The sequence below is a fragment of the Selenomonas sp. oral taxon 136 genome, from assembly GCF_001554015.1.
GTDB classification, from domain to species: Bacteria; Bacillota; Negativicutes; order Selenomonadales; family Selenomonadaceae; genus Centipeda; species Centipeda felix.
The window spans coordinates 671,269-696,563 of sequence record NZ_CP014239.1 but is presented as its reverse complement, the minus strand read 5'-3'; the positions used below and the strand labels follow the sequence as shown (position 1 = coordinate 696,563).

General features: G+C 57.8%; 28 protein-coding genes, 3 tRNA genes and 2 riboswitches. Of the genes, 25 read left to right on the top strand and 6 right to left on the bottom strand.

Features of this window, described 5'->3' with window-relative positions:
- The first annotated feature begins 141 nt into the window (after nucleotides 1-141).
- From dapF to metK, 7 genes are all read left to right on the top strand, one after another.
- Nucleotides 142-981: a diaminopimelate epimerase gene (gene dapF / locus AXE86_RS03170; protein WP_061944605.1), complete on the top strand. Its 840-nt coding sequence runs from the start codon at nucleotides 142-144 to the stop codon at nucleotides 979-981.
- Nucleotides 978-1,859: a YicC/YloC family endoribonuclease gene (locus AXE86_RS03165; RefSeq protein WP_061944602.1), complete on the top strand. Its 882-nt coding sequence runs from the start codon at nucleotides 978-980 to the stop codon at nucleotides 1,857-1,859. The genes dapF and AXE86_RS03165 overlap by 4 nt, the downstream gene beginning before the upstream one ends.
- A 3-nt stretch (nucleotides 1,860-1,862) precedes the next feature.
- On the top strand, nucleotides 1,863-2,114 hold the full coding sequence (locus AXE86_RS03160; RefSeq protein WP_009752995.1) for a DUF370 domain-containing protein: 252 nt from the start codon (nucleotides 1,863-1,865) through the stop codon (nucleotides 2,112-2,114).
- Entirely contained in the window at nucleotides 2,111-2,704 is a 594-nt protein-coding gene (gene gmk / locus AXE86_RS03155; protein WP_061944599.1) for a guanylate kinase, read from the top strand. The genes AXE86_RS03160 and gmk overlap by 4 nt, the downstream gene beginning before the upstream one ends.
- A 15-nt stretch (nucleotides 2,705-2,719) precedes the next feature.
- Entirely contained in the window at nucleotides 2,720-2,950 is a 231-nt protein-coding gene (gene rpoZ, locus AXE86_RS03150) for a DNA-directed RNA polymerase subunit omega (RefSeq protein WP_006690137.1), read from the top strand.
- 1 nt (nucleotide 2,951) lies between these two features.
- Entirely contained in the window at nucleotides 2,952-4,148 is a 1,197-nt protein-coding gene (coaBC, locus tag AXE86_RS03145; RefSeq protein WP_061944596.1) for a bifunctional phosphopantothenoylcysteine decarboxylase/phosphopantothenate--cysteine ligase CoaBC, read from the top strand.
- A 127-nt stretch (nucleotides 4,149-4,275) separates the two neighbouring features.
- A riboswitch (SAM riboswitch) is annotated at nucleotides 4,276-4,382 on the top strand.
- A 90-nt stretch (nucleotides 4,383-4,472) separates the two neighbouring features.
- Entirely contained in the window at nucleotides 4,473-5,657 is a 1,185-nt protein-coding gene (gene metK, locus AXE86_RS03140; protein ID WP_061944593.1) for a methionine adenosyltransferase, read from the top strand.
- Nucleotides 5,658-5,744: 87 nt separating this feature from the next.
- Here the strand turns inward: metK and AXE86_RS03135 are convergent, their stop codons facing one another.
- From AXE86_RS03135 to AXE86_RS03125, 3 genes are all read right to left on the bottom strand, one after another.
- Nucleotides 5,745-6,881: an acyltransferase gene (locus tag AXE86_RS03135; RefSeq protein WP_061944590.1), complete on the bottom strand. Its 1,137-nt coding sequence runs from the start codon at nucleotides 6,879-6,881 to the stop codon at nucleotides 5,745-5,747.
- The gene (locus AXE86_RS03130) at nucleotides 6,868-7,602 is read right to left on the bottom strand and encodes an SIMPL domain-containing protein (RefSeq protein ID WP_061944587.1); all 735 of its coding nucleotides are present in this window, start codon (nucleotides 7,600-7,602) and stop codon (nucleotides 6,868-6,870) included. Before AXE86_RS03130 ends, AXE86_RS03135 begins: the two co-directional genes overlap by 14 nt.
- A gap of 83 nt (nucleotides 7,603-7,685) precedes the next feature.
- On the bottom strand, nucleotides 7,686-7,988 hold the full coding sequence (locus tag AXE86_RS03125; protein ID WP_061944584.1) for a hypothetical protein: 303 nt from the start codon (nucleotides 7,986-7,988) through the stop codon (nucleotides 7,686-7,688).
- A gap of 205 nt (nucleotides 7,989-8,193) precedes the next feature.
- Between AXE86_RS03125 and htpG the strand changes: the two genes are divergently transcribed.
- The 11 genes from htpG (at nucleotide 8,194) to AXE86_RS03070 (ending at nucleotide 18,195) form a co-directional block, all read left to right on the top strand.
- The gene (gene htpG / locus AXE86_RS03120; RefSeq protein WP_061944581.1) at nucleotides 8,194-10,146 is read left to right on the top strand and encodes a molecular chaperone HtpG; all 1,953 of its coding nucleotides are present in this window, start codon (nucleotides 8,194-8,196) and stop codon (nucleotides 10,144-10,146) included.
- Between the two features lie 10 nt (nucleotides 10,147-10,156).
- Complete coding sequence (locus tag AXE86_RS03115; protein WP_061944579.1) at nucleotides 10,157-10,828, top strand: TerC family protein; 672 nt, start codon at nucleotides 10,157-10,159, stop codon at nucleotides 10,826-10,828.
- A gap of 1 nt (nucleotide 10,829) precedes the next feature.
- Nucleotides 10,830-11,216: a dihydroxyacetone kinase phosphoryl donor subunit DhaM gene (dhaM, locus tag AXE86_RS03110; RefSeq protein ID WP_061944576.1), complete on the top strand. Its 387-nt coding sequence runs from the start codon at nucleotides 10,830-10,832 to the stop codon at nucleotides 11,214-11,216.
- Between the two features lie 37 nt (nucleotides 11,217-11,253).
- Nucleotides 11,254-11,394, top strand: a riboswitch (FMN riboswitch).
- A 307-nt stretch (nucleotides 11,395-11,701) separates the two neighbouring features.
- On the top strand, nucleotides 11,702-12,805 hold the full coding sequence (ribD, locus tag AXE86_RS03105; protein ID WP_061944574.1) for a bifunctional diaminohydroxyphosphoribosylaminopyrimidine deaminase/5-amino-6-(5-phosphoribosylamino)uracil reductase RibD: 1,104 nt from the start codon (nucleotides 11,702-11,704) through the stop codon (nucleotides 12,803-12,805).
- A 9-nt stretch (nucleotides 12,806-12,814) separates the two neighbouring features.
- Nucleotides 12,815-13,450: a riboflavin synthase gene (locus AXE86_RS03100; protein WP_061944571.1), complete on the top strand. Its 636-nt coding sequence runs from the start codon at nucleotides 12,815-12,817 to the stop codon at nucleotides 13,448-13,450.
- 222 nt (nucleotides 13,451-13,672) lie between these two features.
- Nucleotides 13,673-14,887 carry a bifunctional 3,4-dihydroxy-2-butanone-4-phosphate synthase/GTP cyclohydrolase II gene (locus tag AXE86_RS03095; protein ID WP_061944568.1) on the top strand — a complete coding sequence of 405 codons (1,215 nt, stop codon included), beginning with the start codon at nucleotides 13,673-13,675 and terminating at the stop codon, nucleotides 14,885-14,887.
- A 17-nt stretch (nucleotides 14,888-14,904) separates the two neighbouring features.
- Nucleotides 14,905-15,522, top strand: coding sequence for a DJ-1/PfpI family protein (locus AXE86_RS03090; RefSeq protein WP_061944566.1), 618 nt, complete (start codon nucleotides 14,905-14,907; stop codon nucleotides 15,520-15,522).
- A 12-nt stretch (nucleotides 15,523-15,534) separates the two neighbouring features.
- Nucleotides 15,535-15,999, top strand: a complete 465-nt coding sequence (ribH, locus tag AXE86_RS03085) for a 6,7-dimethyl-8-ribityllumazine synthase (RefSeq protein ID WP_061944564.1) — start codon at nucleotides 15,535-15,537, stop codon at nucleotides 15,997-15,999.
- Between the two features lie 4 nt (nucleotides 16,000-16,003).
- The gene (gene yfcE / locus AXE86_RS03080) at nucleotides 16,004-16,567 is read left to right on the top strand and encodes a phosphodiesterase (RefSeq protein ID WP_061944561.1); all 564 of its coding nucleotides are present in this window, start codon (nucleotides 16,004-16,006) and stop codon (nucleotides 16,565-16,567) included.
- Nucleotides 16,568-16,573: 6 nt separating this feature from the next.
- The gene (gene hslO / locus AXE86_RS03075) at nucleotides 16,574-17,470 is read left to right on the top strand and encodes an Hsp33 family molecular chaperone HslO (RefSeq protein WP_061944559.1); all 897 of its coding nucleotides are present in this window, start codon (nucleotides 16,574-16,576) and stop codon (nucleotides 17,468-17,470) included.
- Entirely contained in the window at nucleotides 17,467-18,195 is a 729-nt protein-coding gene (locus AXE86_RS03070; RefSeq protein WP_061944556.1) for a M48 family metallopeptidase, read from the top strand. Before hslO ends, AXE86_RS03070 begins: the two co-directional genes overlap by 4 nt.
- A gap of 42 nt (nucleotides 18,196-18,237) precedes the next feature.
- On the opposite strand, the gene AXE86_RS03065 is transcribed toward AXE86_RS03070, so the two are convergent.
- Both AXE86_RS03065 and rpmB read right to left on the bottom strand, forming a co-directional pair.
- On the bottom strand, nucleotides 18,238-18,786 hold the full coding sequence (locus tag AXE86_RS03065; protein ID WP_061944554.1) for a beta-class carbonic anhydrase: 549 nt from the start codon (nucleotides 18,784-18,786) through the stop codon (nucleotides 18,238-18,240).
- A 152-nt stretch (nucleotides 18,787-18,938) separates the two neighbouring features.
- Nucleotides 18,939-19,130: a 50S ribosomal protein L28 gene (gene rpmB / locus AXE86_RS03060; RefSeq protein WP_009752959.1), complete on the bottom strand. Its 192-nt coding sequence runs from the start codon at nucleotides 19,128-19,130 to the stop codon at nucleotides 18,939-18,941.
- Nucleotides 19,131-19,469: 339 nt separating this feature from the next.
- On the opposite strand from rpmB, the gene codY reads away from it, so the two are divergent.
- The 5 genes from codY to AXE86_RS03035 all read left to right on the top strand — a co-directional run bounded on the left by codY (nucleotide 19,470) and on the right by AXE86_RS03035 (nucleotide 21,363).
- Nucleotides 19,470-20,300: a GTP-sensing pleiotropic transcriptional regulator CodY gene (codY, locus tag AXE86_RS03055; protein ID WP_061944551.1), complete on the top strand. Its 831-nt coding sequence runs from the start codon at nucleotides 19,470-19,472 to the stop codon at nucleotides 20,298-20,300.
- A gap of 130 nt (nucleotides 20,301-20,430) precedes the next feature.
- Nucleotides 20,431-20,505: transfer RNA gene (locus AXE86_RS03050), tRNA-Glu, on the top strand.
- A 5-nt stretch (nucleotides 20,506-20,510) separates the two neighbouring features.
- Nucleotides 20,511-20,587: transfer RNA gene (locus AXE86_RS03045), tRNA-Asp, on the top strand.
- Between the two features lie 11 nt (nucleotides 20,588-20,598).
- Nucleotides 20,599-20,674 (top strand) — tRNA-Phe (locus AXE86_RS03040).
- An 83-nt stretch (nucleotides 20,675-20,757) separates the two neighbouring features.
- A complete protein-coding gene (locus AXE86_RS03035; RefSeq protein ID WP_061944549.1) occupies nucleotides 20,758-21,363 on the top strand; it encodes a DedA family protein in 606 nt (201 codons plus the stop codon).
- 54 nt (nucleotides 21,364-21,417) lie between these two features.
- Here the strand turns inward: AXE86_RS03035 and brnQ are convergent, their stop codons facing one another.
- On the bottom strand, nucleotides 21,418-22,806 hold the full coding sequence (gene brnQ, locus AXE86_RS03030) for a branched-chain amino acid transport system II carrier protein (RefSeq protein ID WP_442983641.1): 1,389 nt from the start codon (nucleotides 22,804-22,806) through the stop codon (nucleotides 21,418-21,420).
- Between the two features lie 275 nt (nucleotides 22,807-23,081).
- Here brnQ and AXE86_RS03025 point away from each other — a divergent pair, with 275 nt between their 5' ends.
- Nucleotides 23,082-23,453, top strand: coding sequence for a PTS glucitol/sorbitol transporter subunit IIA (locus AXE86_RS03025; RefSeq protein ID WP_061944546.1), 372 nt, complete (start codon nucleotides 23,082-23,084; stop codon nucleotides 23,451-23,453).
- Between the two features lie 193 nt (nucleotides 23,454-23,646).
- Nucleotides 23,647-25,233, top strand: a complete 1,587-nt coding sequence (locus tag AXE86_RS03020) for an ArnT family glycosyltransferase (protein WP_061944544.1) — start codon at nucleotides 23,647-23,649, stop codon at nucleotides 25,231-25,233.
- Nucleotides 25,234-25,295: the final 62 nt, after the last annotated feature.

Genomic DNA, 25,295 nt, shown 5'->3' with positions numbered 1-25,295 from the left:
CGGCGAATTTCATTTTATCGGGGCTTTCCTAGGTGGCATGCTGTCCCCACAATTATCGCAGAAAGGGCAGGCTGCGTGCCTTGCGCACAGAGGTCATTCATACTATAATGGGGGATATCATACGATAAGGAAAGGGACTTTATGAAATTCAGCAAATGGCAGGGCTGCGGCAATGATTTTGTGATTGTGGATTTTCTTGATCATGAACCAGTGGACTTCGCTGTCCTCGCGCGCGAGATGTGCGACCGTCATTTCGGCGTCGGTGCGGACGGCCTGATGGCGGCGTGCCCCTCGGAGACGGCGGATGTGCGGATGCGCGAGTTCAACCCCGACGGGACGGAGCCGGAGATGTGCGGAAACGGCATCCGCTGTTTTTCGCGCTGGCTCTACGAAGAGGGGTACGTGACGAAGGACGAGTTCACCGTCGAGACGTTGGCGGGGACGATGGTGCCGCGCGTCATTGTGCAGGACGGCACCGTGTCGGCGGTCGCTGTGGATATGGGTATTCCTGTGCTTGAGGGGGCGCGTATCCCCGTGGCGGGCTTCGGTACGGAGCGCGTTGTGGCGCAGCCCATCACGGTCGCGGGCAAGGAATACGCGATGACCTGTGTCTCGATGGGCAACCCGCACTGCGTGGTCTTTGTGGATGATGCAGACGGCTTTCCTCTGGAAAAGCTCGGTGCGCAGTTTGAGCATCATGCGGCGTTTCCGAATAGGATCAATACGGAGTTTGTCGAGGTGCGCGACCGCCGCCATGCACGCATGCGCGTCTGGGAACGCGGCGCAGGCATTACGCTCGCCTGCGGGACAGGGACGTGCGCGACGCTGACGGCAGGTGTGCTGAACAATGTGCTTGACCGTGAGGCGGCGATTGAGGTGGACGGCGGCGTGATCCATGTGGCATGGCGCGAGGACGGACATATTGTGATGATGGGGCCTGCCGAGCAGGTGTTCACGGGCGAGTGGCCGGGGGTGCGATGAGTACGCAGCGCAGGAGTATGACGGGCTACGGCGCGGGAACGGCGGAGACGGCGGACTACCGCGTCGTGGTCGAGATGAAGGCGGTCAACCAGCGTTTTCTTGAGATCGCACCGCACATGCCGCGTGCCTTTGGCGCATGGGAAGGCGATCTGCGGGAGCTCATCCGTACGCGCGTGGCGCGCGGCAAGCTCGATGTCTACGTTAGCTTTGAGGATCGCAGTGAGAAACGCTATGCCGTTCATGTCAACGAGGGTCTTGCCCGCGCCTATTACGCAGCGCTCGGCCGTGTGGCGCATGCCGTGGACGCACCGCTGTCGGACGGCATGCGCATGACGGCGGCGTACGAGGGCGTCATCACGATCAGCGAGGATGCAGATCTTTCGGGAGCGCGCACGGCCTTTCTGGATGCTGCCGCACGCGCCCTCGACGCGCTCGATGTCATGCGCCTCGCTGAGGGTGCGCATATCGTGCGCGACTTTGAGAAGCGTCTCGCGCGCCTCGAGGAGCAGCGCGAAGAGGTGAAGCGGCATGCGCCGCAGATCGTGGCGGACTACCGTGCCCATCTCACGGAGGTGCTGGCGGAGTTTCGCACCGTTACGCCCGATGAGACGCGCATCATGCAGGAGGCGGCACTCTATGCCGACCGCGTGAATGTGACGGAGGAGCTCGTTCGGCTGGCGAGTCACTTTGCCCAGTTCCGCACGATCCTCGCAGAGGAGGAGCCTGTCGGGCGGCGGCTCGATTTCCTGCTGCAGGAGATCAACCGCGAGACGAACACGATCGGCGCTAAAGTGAACAGCGCAGCCATTCAGCAGGTGGTCGTCGCGATGAAGAACGAGGTGGAGAAGCTGCGCGAGCAGGTGCAGAATTTGGAGTGACAGATGGAGACGGTCAATGTTGGATTCGGCGACATCGTCCTGACGGGACGCATGGTCGCCATCGTCGCGCCGACCTCCATGTCCGCCAAGCGCATGGTGCAGGATGCGCGCGACGCGGGACGGCTGATCGATGCGACATACAAGCGGCGGACGCGTGCTGTCGTCGTCATGGACAGCGGGCACATCGTCCTCTCGGCGCTTTTGCCGGAGACGATTGCAGGACGCATGGGAACGCGAAAGGAGGAGGAGACATGAAAAAAGGGCTGCTGATTGTGATCTCGGGGGCATCGGGCACAGGCAAGGGGACGGTCTGCAAGGAGCTTCTTGCGCGGGCGCGCGGCGTCGCCTTTTCGGTCTCTGCCACGTCGCGCGCCCCGCGCGAGGGGGAGCAGGACGGACGCGAGTATTATTTCCGCACGCGTGCGGAGTTCGAGGCGATGATTGCGGAGGGGGCGTTTCTCGAGTACGCGGATGTGTACGGCAACTACTACGGCACGCCGCTCGCTCCGATTGAGGCACGCCGCAGTGCAGGCGAGGACATCCTGCTTGAGATCGACACGCAGGGTGCGCTGAATGTGATGGAGCGATGTCCCGACGGCACGTTTATTTTCCTCCTGCCGCCCTCGCTTGAGGAACTGCGCCGCCGCATTACGGGGCGCGGCACAGAGTCCGAGGAGAGTCTTGCGCGGCGGCTTGCCGCGGCACGCGACGAGATTCGGCTTGGCAGACGCTATCGTTACGCCGTGCTCAATGACACGGTGGAGGATGCGACGGCACGGATACAGACCATCCTTGCGGCGGAGCGCCTGCGTGCAGATATGAACCCAACCCAGTTTGATATGTGAAAGGCAGAAAACACAATGAAGACGAATGTAGAAATCGGCATGGTCAACCCTTCGACGGATGAGCTGATGACGAAGGTGGACAGCCGCTACGGCATGGTGGTGCTCGCAGCAAAGCGTGCACGCCAGATTCTTGAGGGAGATCCCATCAAGTCTGAGCGCGCACGCTCGACGAAGAATGTCACGAATGCATTTGAGGAGATTGCCGAGGGCAAGATCAGCTACAACCTCTGCATGGAGAGTGTCTGACATGGGCGCGCTCGCAGGACGGCGCATCGTTCTCGGCGTGACGGGCGGGATCGCCGCCTTTAAGGCGGTTGAGGTCGCGAGCCTTCTGCGCAAGGAGGGAGCGGAGCTGCGCGTCGTCATGACGCGGGCGGCAGCCTCCTTCGTCACGCCGCTCACCTTCCGTGAGGTCGCCAATGCACCCGTGGCAGAGACCATGTGGGGGGCGCCGCAGCATCACGTGGCGCATATCTCTCTGGCGTCCTTTGCCGAGATGGTGCTCGTCGCGCCCGCCACGGCAAATTTTCTCGCGAAGGCGGCGGCGGGCATTGCCGACGACATGTTGATGACGACGCTGCTCGCGACGCGTGCTCCTCTTCTCTTTGCTCCTGCGATGAATACCGTCATGTGGGAGAATCCTGTGACGCAGGAGAATGTGCGGCGGCTCGCTGCGCGCGGTGTCCAGATCATCCCTCCCGCCATAGGGATGCTTGCCTGCGGCACGACGGGCGCAGGGCGCCTGCCCGAGCCGGAGGAGATCGTACGCGTCGTCAAGGAGTACTTTGCGCGTGGGCAGAGCCTCGCAGGGCGGCGCATCCTCGTGACCGCAGCGGGGACGGAGGAGCCGCTCGATCCCGTGCGCTACCTCGGCAACCGCTCGACGGGACGTATGGGCTACGCCATTGCGGCAGAGGCAGCACAGCGCGGCGCAGAGGTCATCCTTGTCTCCGGCCCCACGCCCCTCGAAACGCCCGCAGGTGTGCGGCGCGTGGATGTGCGTACGGCACGCGAGATGTATGCGGCAGTGCTTGCCGACTATGACGGCGTGGATGCGGTCATCAAGGCGGCGGCGGTCGCTGACTATCGTCCTGCAGAGACGGCGGAGCAGAAGATCAAGAAATCGGAGGGAACGCTGACCCTCACACTGACGCGCAACCCCGATATCCTCTATGAGCTGGGACAGAAAAAGACGCATCAGGTGCTCGTCGGCTTTGCGGCAGAGACGCAGAACATCGAGGCGTATGCACGTGCCAAACTCCAGAAGAAGAACCTTGACTTCATCGTGGCGAACAACGTCGCGGAGCAGAATGCAGGCTTTGGCACGCCGACGAATCATGCCCAGATCTTCTACGCAGATGGACGCATGGAGGAGTGCCCCATGATGGCAAAGTCCGCGCTCGCGGGCGTGATTCTCGATCGGCTGGAGAATGTATTTCCTTGACCCGCGCACGGTAAAATTCGCCCTTGACAAAGTGAACGGCGTTCACTATAATACATTACATGGAAATAAGGAATCACTGATAAAATGAAGTCCACCAGATTGGCGTTATCAAAGATTCCGTAAATATACCTCATCCAGAGCAGCGGAGGGAGTGGCCCGATGAAGCTGCGGCAACCATGGCAATGTGTGCCAACGGTGCCAATTCCTATAGGCGGAGCGCCTATGAGATGAGAGCGGCAGAAATCACAGCCTCCCACATCTCAGCGGGAGGCTTTTCTTATGGAAAATGGAGAGGGAGGACCTATGAACTAGGGGAGGTTCTACATGAAGAAAATGCTCTTTACGTCCGAATCCGTCACCGAAGGACATCCGGACAAACTCGCTGACCAGATCTCGGACAGCATCCTTGATGCGATCCTTGCACAGGATCCGATGGGACGTGTTGCCTGTGAGACGCTCGTCACGACGGGACAGGCGCATGTCGTCGGCGAGATTTCGACCTCGTGCTATGTCGATATTCCGAAGATCATTCGCCAGACCGTGCGCGAGATCGGCTACACGAATGCCAGCTACGGCTTTGATGCCGACACCTGCGGCATCCTTGTTTCGCTCGACGAGCAGTCGCCGGATATCGCACAGGGCGTTGACCGCGCAATCGAGTCGCGCGAGGGCGATATGGACGCAGCAGAGGCGATTGGTGCCGGCGACCAGGGTATGATGTTCGGCTATGCGACGAACGAGACGCCTGAGTATATGCCGCTCACGACCGTGCTCGCCCACAAGCTGGCACGCCGCCTGACCGAAGTGCGCAAGAACGGGATGCTTCCATACCTGCGTCCCGACGGAAAGACGCAGGTCACCGTCGCCTATGAGGACGGCAAGCCCGTCTATGTCGATACGGTTGTCATTTCGACCCAGCACGACGAGGCTGTTGATCTCGCAACGATCCGCAAGGACATGATCGAGAAGGTCATCAAGGAGATCATCCCGGCAGAACTCCTGCGTGCGGAGACGAAGTACTTCGTCAATCCGACGGGCAAGTTCGTCATCGGCGGACCGCACGGCGACTCGGGGCTCACGGGGCGCAAGATCATCGTCGATACCTACGGCGGATGGGCGCGCCATGGCGGCGGTGCTTTCTCGGGCAAGGATCCCACGAAGGTAGATCGCAGTGCGGCGTATGCGGCGCGCTACGTGGCGAAGAACATCGTCGCGGCAGGGCTCGCTGACCGTGTAGAGATCCAGCTTGCCTACGCCATCGGTGTGGCACATCCCGTTTCCGTCATGGTCGAGACATTCGGCACGGGCAAGGTCGATGAGGAAAAAATCGTCGCACTGGTCAAGAAAACATTCGATCTGCGCCCTGCGGGCATCATCAAGATGCTTGACCTGCGCCGTCCCATCTATCGTCAGACGGCGGCGTACGGACATTTCGGCCGTACGGATGTCGATCTGCCGTGGGAGAAGACGGACAAGGCGGAGCTGTTGAAGAAGGAAGCTGGGCTGTAAGGCGTTGGACTGATACGGTCTAAGACATAAAATTGGGCTGCTGTACGAAGAGAGAAAAATTCGTACAGCAGCCCTTTTTGGACATTTTTATTTCTTTTCCTTCATTCCGATGGTCAGTTCATTCACCAGCGGGATACGCTCCCCGATGCGCCGCATGATGACCGCGCCGCACAGCGACAGCAGAAGCGCTGCCGCATACATGGCGAGGGCGAGCGGGGCGGTCAGTATGTGTCCTGTCCGATGGAGGACAGCGAGCAGATAGGTGATCGCCATCGGGTGGGCGAGATAGATGAAGTAGGAGTGCTTTCCGAGGATCTGAAACGCACGCCCCGGCATAGTCTCTGTCCCCAGCCGTGTGAAGAACGCAAAGAGTGCGAGCGATGCGCCGATGGTGTAGAAGATGCCGAGCGGTGAGAGCTGATGTGCGGTATAGATTCCCTCAAGCGGGGTATAGCCGTCCACGAGGAGCAGTTTGTAGTACCATGCGAGGAGGGCGATGAGACTCAGAATACCGAATGCATAGAGCTGACCCGCTCGGTGCAGCATCCACGTACGAAATGTCTCCCAGTGGAGGGCAATATAGCCGCCGAGGAGGAAGATAAAGACGTAATGCACGACCCAATAGTTCAGCCGATAAAAGAGCAATGCACGCAGAAGCGATCCCTCGGGCAGTCCGTAGACGTAGAGGTTGAACGCCGTATCGAAGCTTGACCAGTAGTCAAAGGCAATCTGGAGAGCGAGGATGCCCATGAGCAGCGGAAGCGTCATGCGGCGCAGGAGGATGCGCCAGAGCGGCATCAAGAGGTAGAACCAGATCAGAATGACCATGAAGTAGAGCTGATACTTTGCGTTGCCGAAAAAGAGAATCCCCGGAATGGACAGAAGAGGCGGAAAGCCGACACCGTAGTGCCATGCGTCATGAAGAAGATAAAAGAGCGACCAGATGAGGTAGGGGATGACGACAGCATGGGCACGGCGCGTGAGGAAATCCCGATAGGAAAACGGAGCGGATGGGGATTTTCCATAGAACAGACCGAACGCTGAGATAAAGAAAAAAATCGGTACGCTAAAGCGCGTGCCGATGTCGAAAAGCGCTACCAGATGAATGTTTGGCGATGGGTTGGCGAGATACTCCGCGCCGATATGGATGCCGATCACGCCCATCATAGAGATGCCGCGAATTGCCTCGACAGCAGATACGCGCGGGCGCTTACTCGACGACATAGGTCACGTTGACCGTAGCAGCGACTGAGAGCTCGCCTGGTGCGATCGGCGTCGCTGCAGCCGATGCGCCCTTCGCCATCATCATCGGCATATAGTTTTCGTTGCGCGGCATGTCTGCCTGTGTGTCGGCGTAGACATTTGCGATGCGGACGAGGCGGACGCCAAGTGCACTGGCGACCGCCTGTGCCTTCTCTTTTGCGCCGCGTACCGCATCTGTGAGAGCCTCATTTTTCGCGGCGCTCGTATCGCTCGCCGTGAAGTTCAGCGAGTCGATGCGGTTCGCCCCATTTGCAAGTGCTACGTCGATGATCTTACCGACATTGTTGAGGTCGCGCACGGTGATGACGACGGAGTTCTGTGCCGTATAGCCGATGACTTCGCTGCGGCTGCCGTCGCGCATATCGTAACGCTGTGAAAAATCATAGTGCACGGTCTGAATGTCGCGGTCGGCGACACCGAGTGCGCGGACGGCATTGTGGACACGTGCCGTCTGTGCGGCGTTCTCTGCGTGCGTGCGTGCGGCATCCGCCTCCTCCGTAACAACGCCGACAGTGATCTCCGCCGTATCGGGGGCAACGTAGGCGGTGCCCGTTCCCCCAATCGTGATCGTCGCGGGCGTGGGTGCCGTGGTCTCGGCAGCGGATGCCGCTCCCATTGGCAGGGCAAGTGCGAGTACGAGCACAGAGGTGCGCGCGAGCGAAGTGAACGAAATCTGCTTCATGAAAATCCTCCGTTCTTTAGAGCAAAACGCCTAAAACTGTGTTCATTATAGCACAATCTCGCAGAGGTTCAATGAAATCAGCATTAACCGAGTTCGGCGTATAGCTGCTCATTATATTTCTTTGCCGCCACGTATGCCCAGATCGCGCAGATCGGCCATGTAAGGAACACACCAAATCCAAGTGTGAAGATTCCGATGACAATGTTGACGAGAAACATGATGAGTGCACCCTTAAGTGTCGCGTAGCACATGCCAAGCGGACCAAAGAAGAATCCGAGACCAGCGGCAAGGCCGACATTTTTCGTCGACTTTACAATGATCGTCTGCGGCTTCTGCGGGATGTTTTGTTCTTGCTGCGGCTGCTGTGTGTTCTGCTCCTGATCCATAGTACATCTCCTTTTCAACAAAAAACTGCCTATAAAAATCACTTTAGAGTATACCGAAAAAAGCCGTGGATTGCAAACAGGAAAATTCGAGACTCGAAGCGCGCATGATGAGAAAGAATTTGACTTTTTGTCATTTTTCGTGTACGATAGGCATAGTTTTGCATCACCTTTATCTAGTGGTGCGTAGAAACAGGGGGAACGATATATGGCAAAAGAGACATTTGAGTTTCAGGCAGAGACAAAACAGCTTCTCGAGCTGATGATCCACTCGATCTATACAAACCGTGAGATTTTTCTGCGCGAGTTGATTTCAAATGCGTCGGATGCGATCGACAAGCTCCACTTTGAGAGTCTGACGAACCGCGACATCCTTGAGGGCAACGAAAACTATGAGATTTTTCTCGTCCCGGATAAGGACAGCAAGACGCTGACGATCTCCGATAACGGCATCGGCATGTCGCGTGCAGAGGTCGTGGAGAACATCGGAACGATTGCAAAGTCGGGCACGAAGGCATTCATGGAGCAGCTGGCAAAGGCGAAGGAGGAAAGCGGCGGCGCACCGGACAAGGATCTGATCGGACAGTTCGGCGTGGGCTTCTACTCTGCGTTCATGGTTGCAGAGCGCGTGACGATCGTGACGCGCCGTGCCGGTGAGACGCAGCAGGCAACGCGCTGGGAGTCGGCGGGCGACGGCAGCTATACGATTGAGGATGCAGAGAAGGAGTCGCGCGGCACGACGGTGACGATCCACCTCGCGAAGGAGTTCACGGAGGGCGAGACGGACTACACGGATACGTTTGTGCTTGAGAGCCTTGTAAAGAAGTACTCCGACTACGTGCGCTATCCGATCCGCATGAACGTGACGACGGAGGAGATGCCGCGCGATGATGAGGGAAAGATCATCGAGGGTGCGGAGAAGATCAAGAAGACGGAGCTGCGCACGCTGAACTCGATGCAGCCGCTCTGGACGCGTGCGAAGTCGGAGATCAAACCCGAGGAGTACAACGATTTCTTCCGCGATCAGTTCCACGAGTGGGAAGCTCCGATGGAGGTGTTCCACACGAAGGCGGAGGGCACGGTGGAGTATACGGCGCTCCTCGAGATCCCTGCACGTGCACCGTTCAATCTCTACCAGGCGGACTATGAGCCCGGCATTCAGCTCTACTCGCGCCATGTTTTCATCATGGACAAATGCAAGGATCTGCTGCCGGACTACCTGCGCTTTGTCAAGGGCCTCGTTGACTCGCCCGATCTCTCACTGAACATCTCGCGTGAGCTGCTGCAGCAGAGCCGTGAGCTGAAGACCATCGGACGCGCACTGGAGAAGAACATTCTCAAGGCACTGGGCAAAAAGCTCGACAAGAACCGCGAGGACTACGAAAAGTTCTGGGAGCAGTACGGCCGCGCACTGAAGATCGGCATCTACAACAGCATGTACTCCGGCCGCGATACGGTGGACAAGCTGAAGGATCTCCTGCTCTTCCACAGTTCGAAGGAGGGTAAGCTTGTTTCGCTGAAGGAATACGCTGAGCGGATGCCCGAGGGCCAGAAGAGCATCTACTACGCAACGGCAAAAGATCAGACGACGATTGAGCAGCTGCCGCAGATGGAACAGCTGCGTGAGCGCGGCCTTGAGGTACTCTTCCTGCTCGACCCGGTGGATGAGTTCGCCATTGAGACCGTGCGCGAGTATGACGGAAAGAACTTCCACTCGATCAGCCGCGGCGACCTCGATCTTGGTGATGCGGAGAGCGAGGCGGCGAAGAAGGAAACGGAAGACATCGCCAAGGCGAACGACGATCTCATCAAGGACGTAAAAGAAGCCATCGGTGACAAGGTCGCTGAGGTGAAGATATCACAGCGTCTGCGGTCGAGTGCCGTCTGTCTTGTCGCGGATGAGGCGGGCCCGTCGCTCTCAATGGAGCAGACCTTTGCCGAGATGAATAATCCGATGTTCAAGGCGCGGCGCATTCTTGAGATCAATCCGCATCATGAGCTTTTTGCAAAACTGCAGCAGGTGCACGCGGCAGGCAAGGACAGCGAGGAGTTCAAAGACTACTGTGATCTGCTCTACACGCAGGCGCTGCTCATCGAGGGCATTCTGCCGGAGAACCCCGTCGCCTTTGCACAGAAGCTTGCCAAGATGATGGCGAAGTAAAGGAGAAGCTGTGGAAGTCGAACTCTTCTCGTCGCAGTTCTTTGTGGCACTCTTTTCGATCATTGTGCTTGATCTTGTGCTCGCAGGCGACAATGCCGTCGTGATTGCGATGGCGTCCAACCGTCTGCCGGCACATCTGAGGAAGCGCGCCATCTACGTCGGAACGGCGGGCGCGATTGGCATACGTCTCATCATGACGTTCTTTGCGGTGCAGCTGCTCTCCGTGCCGTATTTACAGGCACTCGGCGGGCTCGTGCTGCTGCCGATCGCCGTGAAGCTCCTGCGCCCTGCCCACGGCGAGGAGCATATCGAGGCGGCGGAGACGTTTGCGGGCGCGGTCAAGACAATCATCATTGCCGATGCGGCGATGGGGATTGACAACGTGATCGCGATTGCAGGCGCGTCGCACGGCGACTTCCTGCTCGTGGTGCTCGGGCTGCTCATCAGCGTTCCGATTGTCGTCAGCGGCAGTCAGCTCATCGGAAAACTGATGGAAAAGTATCCCGTGCTCGTTGTGCTCGGTGCGGCGATTCTGGGCTGGACAGGCGGCTCGATGATTGTGCACGACCGTACGGTTGGTGTGATGATTCTGGCGGCACTGCCGCAGGCGGCATATCTCCTGCCGGCGGTACTCGCGGGAGCGGTGTGCGGCGTCGGGGCATGGACACGGCGGAGAGGCTGATATGGTCGGACTTGTGATTGTAACGCACAGTGCCGTGCTCGCGCATGGCATCGCGGAGACGTGCCGCATGATGGCAAAGGATGCGCATATCGCAACGGCGGGCGGCATGGAGGACGGCGGCTTTGGGACGAGTTATGCGCGCATTACAGCAGCGATCGACAGTGTCTGCAGCGCGGATGGCGTTGTTGTGCTCGCGGACGGAGGCAGCTCTGTGCTGACGGCGGAGACGATCATCGAGGAGCTGCGCAGCAGCCGCGTGCGCATGGCGGACTGCCCTATCGTTGAGGGCAGTGTGGTCGCTGCGATTGCCGCAGTCTGCGGGGCGGATCTCGATGAGGTCGTGCGCCGCGCTGAGGAGACACGCGGCACGTGCAAGATTTACAATTGACAGTCCAAATACAGAATGATACAATAGCATACGAATGATGCTCTTTGAGGCGGGGTGAGAATCCCCACCGGCGGTACAGCCCGCAAGCTGCTTGTGAGAGCGGCATGATTCGGTGTAATTCCGGAGCCGACAGTGAAGAAGGCAGATGCTTTCGCAGTCTGGATGAGAAAAGGCGCGTCTTATGATAGGAACATGGATATGCAATATCTGTGATTTCTTGGGACGATTTATGTGCCGCCGGAGGAGATTCTTCCGGCGGCTTTTAATTTTTCTCTGTTATTTTGTGCTCCCTCGTGAACGCCTCGTTACACAATCGGCCGCGCCCTTGTACGCTGAAATACCTGCGGATTCCTTAAACGCGCTGCGCTTGAACGGAAGAAATCCGCAGGGGCGTACCGTGCACTTTTCCCGATGGTTTCACTAGGGGTCACTTCGGGAGCACAAGATAAGCTTCTCAAGAAGGTAAAGAACAGAATGGGATTACTATGAACGAAACGGACGAATCCTATATGCGCGAGGCTCTGCATCTGGCAGAGTTTGCGCGCGGGCGCACGTCGCCGAATCCGCTCGTGGGGGCGCTCATCGTACGTGACGGGATCGTCGCTGCGAGCGGCTGGCACCGTGCGGCGGGCGAGCCGCACGCGGAGATTCACGCGCTCCGCATGGCGGGGGAGTTGGCACGCGGTGCGACGCTCTATGTGACGCTCGAGCCGTGTGCGCATCAGGGGCGGACGGGCCCCTGTGCCAAGGCGGTGATCGCCGCGGGGATCACGCGCGTCGTGGTGGCGCTCCGTGACCCGAATCCGCTTGTCGCAGGGCGCGGAATCGCGATGCTTGAGGCGGCGGGCATCGAGGTCGTGACGGGCGTCTGCGCGGTGGAAGCGCGGCGGCAGAACGCTGCGTTTCTCACGTGGGTGACAACGAAGCGCCCCCTCGTCACGCTCAAGACGGCGATGACGCTCGACGGGAAGATCGCAAGTCATACGGGGGCGTCGTGCTGGATTACGGGCGAGGAGGCACGTCTGCGCGTGCATGAGATGCGCGATGCGAGCGACGCGATTCTCGTCGGCATCGGCACTGTGCTCGCGGATGATCCGAGCCTGACAACGCGACTGCCGCATCGTGCAGGGAAGAATCCGCTGCGCGTCATACTGGATTCGGCGGCGCGCACGCCGCATGATGCGAGACTGGTGACGGACGGAGCGGCTCCGACGGTGATCGCCGTGAGTGAGCGTGCCGATCAGCGACGCGTGGATCGCCTCCGCGCATGCGGCGCAGAGGTGGTGACACTCGGGGCGGAGCGCGTGGAGCTCCCGCGCGTGCTCGACTGGCTCGGCACGCGTGACTGCACGTCCCTCCTCGTTGAGGGCGGTGCTGCGGTGAATTGGTCATTTCTTGCGGGCGGCTATGTGGATCGGATCTGCGCCTTTATCGCCCCTATGCTGATGGGCGGCGGGGAGGCACCGACACCCGTCGGCGGTATGGGCTTTGACGCGCCGCAGGAGGCACTGCACCTCCATGATATGCACGTTGAACAGGTCGGCGCGGATCTCCTCGTGACGGGCAGCCTGCACACACCGGCGGAGTGAGGTGAGGATATGTTTACAGGAATCATTGAGGAGGTCGGTACATTTGCCCGCCTCTCGGGCGGCGTGCTCTCGATCGGTGCACATCTCGTCCAGTCGGATGCGCACATCGGCGACAGCATCGCCGTGAACGGCATCTGCCTCACGGTCACCTCATTCGATGCACAGGGCTTTTCTGCCGACGTGATGCCCGAGACGGTGCGGCGCACCTCGCTCGCGGAGCTGACACGCGGCGCACCGCTCAATCTGGAGCGGGCGCTGCTGCCGACGACGCGCATGGGCGGACATTTCGTCAGCGGGCACATCGACGGCGTGGGGAAGATACGAGCCATGCGCGAGGAGGGAAATGCCATTCTCATGACGGTCGCCGCCGATGCAGACATTCTGCGCGGGATTGTCGAGAAGGGCTCGGTTGCCCTCGACGGCATCAGCCTCACCGTGGCGGCAGCCGGCGCGGCGGACTTTACCGTCAGCCTCATCCCGCACACGCGCACGGTGACGAATCTCGGCGCGAAGCGCATCGGCAGTCTGCTCAACATCGAGACGGATATCCTCGGGAAATATGCGCTGAAGCTGCTCGGGGGTGAAAGTTCTGCTGCGGGGAAGACGGGGCTGACGCGGGAATATCTGATGCAGCATGGGTTTTAGTGTGGTAGATGTGGGGTGCGATGTCCCTAAGCGAACCCTAGTGAAGCAAGCGGGGAAAGCATGCGTTCTGTCCCCGGCGTGCTTCTTTCGTTCAAGCGCAGCGCGTTTAAGAAGTGCGCCGGTATTTAGACAGATAAGCATGCGACCGCTTGCGTAACGAGGTGTTCGCGTGGGACTCGCAGCACAGAGATGTCATATTCACAATACTTTAGGAGAAATAGCATGTCAGATTTTGCAACGATTGAACAGGCGATTGAGGATATCAAAAATGGAAAGATGCTCGTCGTCGTGGACGATGAGGACAGGGAGAACGAGGGCGACCTCATCGTTGCGGCAGAGAAGATGACGCCGGAGCACATGAACTTCATGGCGACGCATGCACGCGGGCTGATCTGTACGCCGATCATCGGCAGCCGTCTCGACGAGCTTGAGATCGGTCAGATGGTGGAGAACAACACGGACAACCACGAGACTGCCTTCACCGTCAGTGTCGATGCGTACGACACGACGACGGGCATCTCTGCGTACGAGCGGTGCCACACGGTCAAGATGCTGCTCGATCCTGCGGCAAAGCCCGCGAATTTCCGCCGCCCGGGGCACGTCTTCCCCCTGCGTACGGTCGAGGGCGGCGTCCTGCGCCGTGCGGGACACACCGAGGCGACGACCGACCTTGCGCGGATGGCGGGACTGTTCCCTGCGGGGCTCTGCTGTGAGATCATGGCGGATGACGGCCACATGATGCGCACGCCCGAGCTGAAGGCGTTTGCGAAACAGCATGGGCTGAACATCATCACCATCAAGGATCTCATCGAGTACCGCAAGCATACGGAGAACTTTGTCCATCGGATTTCGGAGGTGGACTTCCCGAGCAAGTATGGGCATTTCAAACTGATCGCCTACGAGAACACGCTCAACAAACGCTGTGACCTCGCCGTCGTCAAGGGGGATGTGCGCGGCAAGGAAAATGTTCTCGTGCGCGTACACTCGGAGTGTCTGACGGGGGATGCGCTCGGCTCGATGCGCTGTGACTGCGGCGATCAGCTCGCAACGGCAATGCGCCGCATCGAGGCGGAGGGCGAGGGCGTCGTCCTCTACGTGCGGCAGGAGGGACGCGGCATCGGGCTTGCGAACAAGATGCGCGCTTACGCACTGCAGGATCAGGGGCGCGATACCGTCGAGGCGAACGTCGAGCTCGGCTTTGCGCCGGATCTCCGCGACTACGGCATCGGCGCACAGATCCTTGCCGATCTCGGGCTTTCGACCATCCGTCTCTTGACGAACAATCCCGCAAAGCGTGCGGGGCTTGAGGGCTATGGGCTGACGATCGTCGAGCGCGTACCGCTCGTCATCCATCCGAATGAGCATGACCGTCGTTACATGGAGACGAAGAAGGAAAAGATGGGACATATCCTCAGCGATGAGGAATTGGGGAAATGAGTGCGAGGGCGTGAGAGATGAAGACGGTTTTACTGGCACTTCTTGAACAGTATGCAGACTGGGAAGCTGCGTACGTGTCGACAGCAATTCACATGCTTGGTCAGGGAAAATTTGCGGTCAAGACAGTCTCCCTTTCGAAAGAGCCTATAACCTCCATTGGCGGTATTCATGCGGCGGCGGATTATACAGTGGATTCTGCACCGAAGAATTACGATGCTCTGCTCCTCATCGGCGGTATGAGGTGGCGTGAAGAGCGTACACAGAAGATGATCCCATTGGTCGAGCATTGTGTGAAAAACGGCAAGATACTTGGCGGGATTTGCGATGCGGCGGCGTTTTTAGCATCCATCGGTGTGCTCGATTCGGTCAAGCATACAGGAAACCGCTTGTCTGCACTGCAGGAGTGGAAGGGGACAAAATACAAGGGCGCAGAGAACTATCAGGCGAGGCAGGCGGTTTTCGACCGGAACATCATTACGGCAAACGGGGCTGCACCTCTGGAATTTGCCAGAGAAGTTCTGGCTGCGCTCCATGCTGCGGAGGAAACTCTGATCGAGGATTGGTACAGCCTACATAAGTTGGGGTATTATAATGCATCATCACACAATCAATTTGTGAAGATGATGGAGGAGTAAGGAGAAACTGACATGGCGAACATCATCGAAGGCTACATCAGCGGCAAGGGGCTGAAATTCGGCATTGTTGCCGCGCGTTTCAACGAGTTTATTGTGAGTAAGCTGGTTGGCGGTGCACTCGATACGCTGCACCGCCATGAGACGGCGGACAGTGACATCGACGTGGCATGGGTGCCGGGGGCGTTCGAGATCCCTCTTGCGGCGAAGAAGATGGCGGCGAGCGGGAAATATGATGCAGTGCTCTGTCTCGGGGCGGTCATTCGCGGCTCGACGACGCATTATGACTACGTGTGCAATGAGGTCTCCAAGGGCGTCGCGCAGGTCAGCCTCCAGACGGGCGTGCCGACGATCTTCGGCGTCGTGACGACGGAGAACATCGAGCAGGCGATTGAGCGCGCGGGCACGAAGGCAGGCAACAAGGGCACCGATGCCGCGATGGCGGCGATGGAGATGGCAAGTCTCCTCGGAAAGCTGTGATGCGATGAAGATTGGCATCATCAGTGATACGCACGGCCATGAGGGCGCATGGACGCGCGCGTGCGAGAAGTTTTTCACGGGGGCAGACCTTATCCTCCATGCAGGTGACGTCGCCTATCATGGGCCGCGCAACCCAATGAAGGCGGACTATAACCCGATGGGGCTGATCGAGCGCATCAACGCTTCGGAGATCCCCGTCATCATTGCCAAGGGAAACTGTGACTCGGATGTGGATGCGAGCTGTCTCACACTTCCCGTTCTGTCTCCCTACGCCTACGTTGTGTGGGAGGGGCGGCGCATCATCGTCACGCACGGCGATGCCGTTATGACGGATGCGGAGAAAGATGAAATGGCGCAGCATCTGCGCGCTGATCTCTTTATCAGCGGGCATGTGCACATCACCGTTCTCGAAAAGCGCGGCAATACGGTGTTTCTCAACCCTGGTTCGGTGGCGCTCTCGAAGCGCCCCGACGGGCGCAATACCGTCGCTGTCCTCGAGGACGGCACGATTCGGATTTTTGATATTGATACGGGCGATGTTCTGCATGAGCGCGCGCTCGACTGGTAAGGCAATATGGATCAACTGGTAAAAGCAACGGCGGCAAACGGACAGCTGCGCGTATTTGCGGCGGTGACGACGGATGTGGTCGCCGAGGCAATGCGGCGGCATGACTGTTGGCCCGTTGCGGCGGCGGCACTCGGGCGCACGATGACGGGCGCGCTCCTCTTTGCCGCAAATCTCAAGAACAAGGAATCCGTCACGATCAAATTCAAGGGAGACGGACCTCTCGGCACGGTGACGGCCGATGCGACGGCGGATGGCTCGGTGCGCGGCTGTGTCGATCATCCGCATGTGCATCTGCCGCTGAATGCGCACGGCAAGATCGATGTCGGCGGCGGCATTGGGCAGGGCATCCTCTCTGTCACGCGCTTCACGGGGCTGAAAGAGCCCGTGACAGGCAGCGTCAATATCGTCAGCGGAGAGATCGCCGACGATCTCATCCACTACCTCTACACCTCGGAGCAGACACCGTCCTCGATCGGGCTCGGTGTCCTCGTCAGTCCCGAGCTGCAGTGCCTCGGCGCGGGCGGCTTCTTCGTCCAGCCTCTGCCGGGCGCATCGGATGCAGTGATTGACCGCCTTGAGGCGAACCTGAAGGGGATTTCCTCTGTCTCTCACATGGTGGAGGGCGGCCTGGATGCGGAGGGCATCATCCGCAGCGTCCTCGGCGGGTTTGACGATGTAAAGATCCTTTCCCATACCGATCTTGCCTTTCGCTGCAACTGTTCGAAGAACTACATCACCGACCGTCTGCTGACCCTTGGTGAGGCAGATCTGCGCGCACTCCGCGACGACGGGACGGCAGAGGTGAAATGCCACTTCTGCGGTGCAGTTTATACCTTCGATCAGGAAGAACTCGACGCCATGTATAACGTCGCGCAGAAGATGCGTACAGGACATAGAAAATGAAGGGGCGCATCCTGCGCGAGGTGGAGCGGACACTGGCGGGGATTCCTGCCGTCATCCGCTACAAGAACATCAAGAACCTCTACCTCCGCGTCAGTGCGGATGGCAGCCGCATCGAACTCAGTGTGCCGCGCCGCACATTGCTGTGCGATATGGAGGACTTCGTCAGGCACAGGCGTGCGTGGATTGAGGCGCGCCTGCGTTCTATGCGTGCAAAAAAGCCCCCGTCGCTTTATGCGGCGGGGGATATTGTGCATCTCTGGGGGAAAGCTTGTCATATTGCCGATGCTCCGCTGGTGCACGGGAAGGCGTACGCCGAATGGGTCGGCGGGATGATTGTGCTCCACGCGCCTGCGGACGCGGATGCACAAACGCGCCGTGCGGCAGTCGATGCACTCTGCCGTCGTGAACTCACAGCGGCGATTGAACGGGAAGCACCGCACTGTGAGGCAATTGTCGGAAAACATGCCGAACGTTGGCGCATCCGCGCGATGAAGACACGCTGGGGCAGCTGCAATGTGCGGACGGCTTACATCACGCTCAATCTGCAGCTGGTACAGTATGACGTGCGTGCTCTGCGCTATGTCATGATGCACGAACTCACGCACCTATGGGTGCGTGGGCACAACGCGCAGTTCTACGCCCGCATGGATCGCTATTTCCCCGACTGGCGTGAAGTAAAGAAGGTACTAAATACTTGGGCTCGGGAAAACAGTAAGATGCAATAAAAAACGCTCCATTCGGAGCATTTTTTATTGTGCTGATTTATCTTATTTTGCCGCGCCGATCTTCTCCGCTTCCTCCGAGACGATCAGGCGTCCCGTGTGCACATCGTAGATACAGCCGTGAATCGTAATGAAGGAGGGAACGAGCGGATGAGTGCGCAGACGGCGTACATCGCGGACGAGATTCTCCTCAAGCTCTCCTGCGATTGGCATGAAGTCGATATAGTGCGCCTCGACGGCATCCCCGCCGTGCGCGGCAGCATCCTCCTCGAATCGCGCACATATCGCCTCATTGGTGAGCCCCTGCATTCCACAGTGCGTATGCTGGATCACGAACCATTCATTTGTTCCGAGCATCCTGTAGGAGATCAGCAGAGAGCGAATCACATCGTCCGATACGCGTCCACCCGCGTTGCGGATCACGTGCGCATCGCCCTCCGCGATCCCCGCAAATTTTGCCGGGTCGAGACGGCAGTCCATGCACGTGACGACGGCAAACCGCCGCGTTGGACCGTGTGATAGCCCTCCTTTGTCGCCGAATGTGGCGACGTAGCGCTCATTTGCTGCACGGATCTCTGTGACATTTGTTCCCATTGGCGAACCCCTTCTCTCTCCGATATCGCTGCAATTTCTTATAAAAAAACCGCCCGAATTAAGAAAACACGGATAAATTTAGCATGCTAATTGGGCACATCTCATTTATCAGCGATTTCTTAAACAGACGGATTTTCTATGCGCGTATTCGCTCAAACGGCACGCTCGACGCTGCCGGAACGCAGGCAGCGCGTGCATACATTGACACGCTTGACCTCACCCTTGACCAGGGCGCGGACGCGCTGAATGTTCGGCTTCCACTTACGCTTCGTCTTTACATGGGAGTGGCTCACATTGTTGCCGCTCATCATCCCTTTGCCGCAGACCTCGCATACACTTGCCATTGTTACACCTCCTCAACGTGGGCTTCACTCAAGCCGCACGCAAACACCGTGTCATTATACTATGATTCTCTCCGTTAAGCAAGGTGTCATAGAAAAAATTCTAAGAGATTCTTGATCGAATGAACTCCACTCCAAATAAGACAGATTTTTCGAAATTATCACACTGAACTATAAAGAGATAGAATAATTTTATCAATGGAAGAGGGAAAACATTCAAGTATTTCTTGAAATTTTACAAAAATGTAGTATGATAAATATGAAGGAAAAATGTATCTTGCGGGGTGTGGTTATCGTTTCGCAGAGCTGTAAGGGTGCAGCTCGGGAAAGAGGGGGATACAGATGATTACATTGCTGGGAAAGACGCGGCAAATCAATCGTCTGCTCCAACGTTCGGAAAGCGTTGAGTATGACGGGATTTCACGTGTACTGAGTAACGTCCTTGAGGCAAACGTTTATATCACCGACGAAGGAGGCCGCATCTGCGGCTATGCGTTCTATGATGATAATGACGACCTCATGACGAATGAGGCGATTGAGCTGGGACAGTTCCCGCGCAAATTCGTGGACTGGCTCAACCGACTTGAGGAGACGCGTTCCAACATCCGTGTGGGAACGGATGGCGCGTCCTTCGAGAAAGAGATGGCAGAGCTGTTCCATGAACAGAACATCGTCGTGACGCCGATCTACGGACCGCGCCGCCGTCTCGGAACGCTCGTTGTGTCGAATGCCAAGAAGGAGTTCGGCGACCCTGATCTCCTGCTCAGCGAGTACGGTGCGACCGTCGTCGGCATGGAGATGCTGCGCGACACGGCACAGAAGAACGAGGTCGAGGCACGTCAGCGTGAGGCGGTACGGATCGCCGTCGAGACGCTCTCGTACTCCGAGCGCAAGGCGGCACATGCGATTCTGCAGGAGCTCGCGAGCCAGGGGAAGTTCGAGGGAAGACTCATCGCGTCGCGGATCGCCGACGAGGCGAAGATCACGCGCTCGGTCATTGTCAATGCACTCCGCAAGTTCGAGTCCGCCGGCGTCATCGAGTCGAAGTCGCTCGGCATGAAGGGCACCTTTGTACGCGTCACGAACTCGTATCTCATGGAGAAACTGCCGGAACTCGAGGAGTACGCCGCTGATGTCCAGTGGGCGAATCTCGGCAGCGGGATGACGCTCTGAGATCGGATTTTATATTGTATGTAGATTGTAAATAAAATTTGTTGACAAGTGGGGTAAAATCCCATATAATGGCGTTCGTGAATGTGCGGCGGATGGTCTGCAAGGATCATCCGCCGCACAGCGCGGATACGGCGCGTTGGTCAAGTGGTTAAGACACCGCCCTTTCACGGCGGCTTCACGGGTTCGAATCCCGTACGCGTCACCAGGAACGGCCCGGTAGTTTAGTTGGTTAGAATGCCGCCCTGTCACGGCGGAGGTCAGGGGTTCAAGTCCCCTTCGGGTCGCCATTTTTCCTTTTGCCTCGGTAGCTCAGTTGGTAGAGCAGGGGACTGAAAATCCCCGTGTCAGTGGTTCGATTCCGCTCTGAGGCACCACCTTGTAGCTGAGTCTCCGGTGCACTGTGTACGCACTGGGGATTTTTTGTTGGACGTTCTCTGTCTTGAAGGAGCGCATGCCCGTGGAGCACTTTACGCAGATCTTTCTCTCATTCATCGCCTCATGGGGCTATGTTGCTGTCGCCGTCCTCATGGCGGCAGAGAACGCGTGCATCCCCATCCCGAGCGAGTTGATTCTCGGCTTTGCGGGCTACCTCATCTTCGCGGGACACATGTCGTTCGAGGGCGCACTCCTTGCGGGCATGGTCGGCGGGCTCCTCGGCTCGCTCTTTGCCTATGAGATCGGCGCGCGCGGCGGGCGTCCCTTTGTGGACAAATATGGAAAATATTTTCTCATCAAGCAGTCACACGTCAACGTCGCACAGGACTGGTTCGACCGCTATGGACTCAAGGCGGTGTTCTTTAGCCGCATGCTGCCCGTCGTGCGCACCTTCATCTCGCTGCCGGCAGGATTTGCCCGCGTCGACCCGAAGCGCTTCTTCCTCTATACGATTGCGGGCGCGCTCCCGTGGACGGCGGCGATCCTCTACGCTGGCATGGTGCTCGGTGAGAGCTGGACCGACCTCATGGAATACGGACACGAGGCGAGCATGATCTTCGTCGTTGTCGCCGTCATTGTGATTGTCGTCCTCTACCTGCGCTGGCGGAGAAAGAAGAATAGAAAATAAAAATGGCTTGTTGCACGAAACTGCAAATTTCGTACAACAAGCCCTCCTTTATGTCTATGTATCTGCTTCCTTGGGCGCCGGCGCTGTCTGAAAGAGCGAGACGCAGAGTCCAATGAGTGCACCGATGGCGGCGGGACAGACCCACCCCATCATGATACCGTAGAACGGGATCATGCGTGAGAGCAGCTCATGCAGAGCGGCGGGACACAACCCTGCCGCATGAAGACTGTCGATCAGCGAGAATATGAGTGTGAGAAAGATCGCTCCCTGATAGATGCTCTTTCGCCAGCCAATGAAATGATCGAAGAGCGAGAGAATCACAAAGACGATGACGATCGGGTAAATCGTGACGAGGAAGGGCACGGCAAGCGTAATGATCTGGGTCAGCCCGATGTTCGAGGCGGCAAAGCTGAACAGAATGGAGATCAGAAGGAGTCGTTCGTACGAAATGCGGCCCTTTAGCAGCTTGTTGAAGAACAGGGCAGCACTCGACGTGATGCCGCAGCACGTCGTCAGACACGCCAGCCCGATGATGACGGCGAGCAGCAGATTGCCCGATGCGCCGAAGAAAATCCCGACGGCACCCGCGAGGATCTGCCCGCCGTTCTCTGACTGCCCCAGTACCGAGGCACTTGTCGCACCAATGTAGGCGAGCGATCCATAGACCGCCGTCATGAGCGTCACCGTGATCAGTCCCGAGATCAGACAGGCCGAGCCGATGGCATGGCGATCTGTGATCCCGCGCATCTGAATCGCATTCGTCACGAGTGCACCGATGGCGATCGAGGCAAGTAGATCCATTGTCTGATAGCCGTCCTGAAATCCCTGTGCGAATGGCGCCTCTAGGTAGGCGCCTGTCGGCGCAAGGATGTTCCCCAGCGGCGCGTGGAACGCCTGAGCAAAGAGGATAAAGAGAACAACGAGTAGGGCAGGGGTCAGCATCTTGCCCACGCGGTCGATGATCTTGTTCGGGTTCAACGAGAGATAGTAGGACGCAGCAAAGAAAATCGCCGTGTAGATCAGCTGCCCTAGTGCAAAATTCTCCTCCGTGAGGAACGGGCGGATACCGATCTCAAACGAGACTGCGCCCGTGCGCGGCATCGCAAAGAGCGGGCCGATGATGAGATAGAGCAGGATGAGCAGCACCGTCGCAAAGCGCGGCCATGTCTTTTCGCGCAGCAACGGCGTATATTCCCCGCCTGTCAGTGCGATCGCCGTGATGCCGAGCAGCGGCAGACCGACGCCCGTCGCCATAAAGCCGATCATCGCAAGCAGGGTATGCTCACCTGCCGCCTGTCCCAGTGCGGGCGGAAAGATCAGATTTCCCGCGCCGAAGTAGATGGAGAACATCATAAATCCGAGCGTCAAAAGATCCTTTTTATTTAACTTGTTTATGATTGATCCCTCCGAATCATATCCAAAAATTTCGATAAAATAGTTCAATTTGCATTATTGCAGAATTGGGTCGGTATGTCAAGAAAGCATCGACGCCATTTCATGGGATATGCCGTGAATAATTCTATCTCTTTATCCCTTCATTTTATCCGTGGTTCCTTTACTAATCGGCGAATATATAGTATGATACAACTGATAACGATGATAATCTGATTTGTGGTCCTGTCACGGAGAGGATTGGTCTCGACCAGAAACGTTGTGACGTAAAACAGGTGTAAGGGGGACGTTTCTGTCCCGTATGGTGAAAGGCAGGAGTAGGCAGTATGAAATTCTATTGCGAAATTACGAGCATCGGTGAGGAATCCCTTCTGTTCCTAGATGATCCGAATGCCAACTTCATCATCATCTTTAACAATAATGCACCTGAGGAGCTGGCAGAGTTCTCCGTGCTGCACACGCCTGCGAACTACAACGCGGATCCCGCCGTCGGCGATACGCTGATCATCGGCGACAAGGCATTCACGATTACGGCGATCGGTGATGAGGCGCTGCACACGCTGCGGGAGCTCGGACACTGCACGCTTTCGTTCAAGGGCGGCGATACACCCGAACGCCCCGGCTGCATCATGCTGCAGGGCGATGCTCCTCTCGTCAAGGACGACATCAAGATGGGCGTGACGATCGAAATCCACTAACCGATGCGTCCAAGGGAGTCGCCGCAGATGCGGCGGCTTCTTTTTGCATTCTACATCAGATGCTCGACGCACAGTGCACATGATTTGCGTGCGGTTTGCGAGTATCGCCGGTGTAGGGACGTCAAATGATTTCAAAAACATATCTTTCTATGGTACAATGCAGGGGATTGAAATGTAATGGGGGCATATCTGCATGAACGATGAGAAAAATCTTGCGTGGCCGGTCTATCTTGTCCTGCTCGCGGTGGTCTCGTTTCAGATCTTTTACGGCATCGGCGGATTGGCTTTGCTCGATCCCGATGAGCCGGTCTATGCGGAGACGGCGAAGGAGATGATCCGCTTTGGCGACTATCTTTCGCCGCGCATCTACAATGAGTTCTGGTACGACAAGCCGCCCATCTTCTACTGGCTGGTTGTGGCGTCGCTCAAGTTGTTCGGCGGATTCAGTGAGCTTGCGGCACGCCTGCCGGCATCGTTTATGGCGATTGGTTCCGTTCTTCTGACCGCACTGGCGTCGGCGCGTATTTTCGGTGCGCGTACGGGATTCTGGGCGGGCATGATCACGGGGACGAGCGTCTTTCTCATGTATATGGGAAAGGCGTCCGTCACGGATACGACGCTGCTCTTCTTCATGACGGCGGCACTCTTCCTATTCATTCATCGACAGTACTGGCTGATGTACCTTTGCTGCGGACTTGCTGTTATGACGAAGGGGCCGATCGGTATTGTCTTCCCCGGCGGCATTATCTTCTTCTACCTGCTGCTTACGCGTCAGCTGGAGCTTTTGCTCCGCATGCATGTCCTGCGCGGCGTGCTGCTTGCCGCGCTTGTCGGTATGCCTTGGTACGTCTATATGTATACGGTACATGGGATGCCGTTCATCCACGACTTTATCGGCTTTCACAACATCAGCCGCTTTGCGCATCCGCTCCATCCTGTGCGCGACCACTGGTATTTCTATATCCCCGTCGTACTGCTCGGCTTTTTCCCGTGGACGGGGCTGCTCATTCAGTCGGTCAAGAACGCCTATCGTCACAGCTTCGGTGAGGAGGCGGAGCAGCTTGCGTTCTTCCAAGTCTGGTGGATCTTCGTCTTTGTCTTTTTCTCGTTTGCCCAGACCAAGCAGGTCTCCTATATGCTGCTCCTCGTTCCGCCGCTTGCGACCATCATCGGATGGAACCTCGCGCAGATGCTCGACGACTGGCGACAGACACATTTCGGCTGGGCTGGCGGCAGTGCCGTTCTCTTTCTCGTGATGGGGATTGGGTGGCTGCTTGCGGGAGACGGGCTTCCACAGCTCGCGGAGGGCGGACTTTGGCTGGGAACGCTGACACTCATCCTCGGTGCGGCGATCATCTACCATATCACCGCCTCGCATCGCCTCATGCTTGCCGCATGGCTGCACGTCATCATGGCCGTGGTGACGATGGTCATCGGCTTCGGCGTCATGATGCCGGCTGTCGAGGGAATTTTTAGCGTCAAGCAGGTTGCACGCGACTACGCAGCAGCGTATCATCCCTCCGCCGAGGAGGAGGGGCGCGTCCTCTACATCGATAAGCAGCTGCGCCCCGGTGTGATGCTCTATACGGATATCCCAGGACTTGAGGCGGATGTCAATCAGCCGGAGGAGCTCACCGCGATACGGGACGATCCACGCCCGAAGTACATCATCATGCGTGACTTTATGTACCAACGCAAGATCAAGGAACTCGGTGCGGAGCGCTGGCAGCTCGTGGAGGAAAAGGATGGACTCTGCATCTTCCGTGACGATGGACGATAATTTCTTTTGAAAAAATTTTGAGCCAAAGAAGGAGAATTCTATTTTGTGGAGAATTATTATTT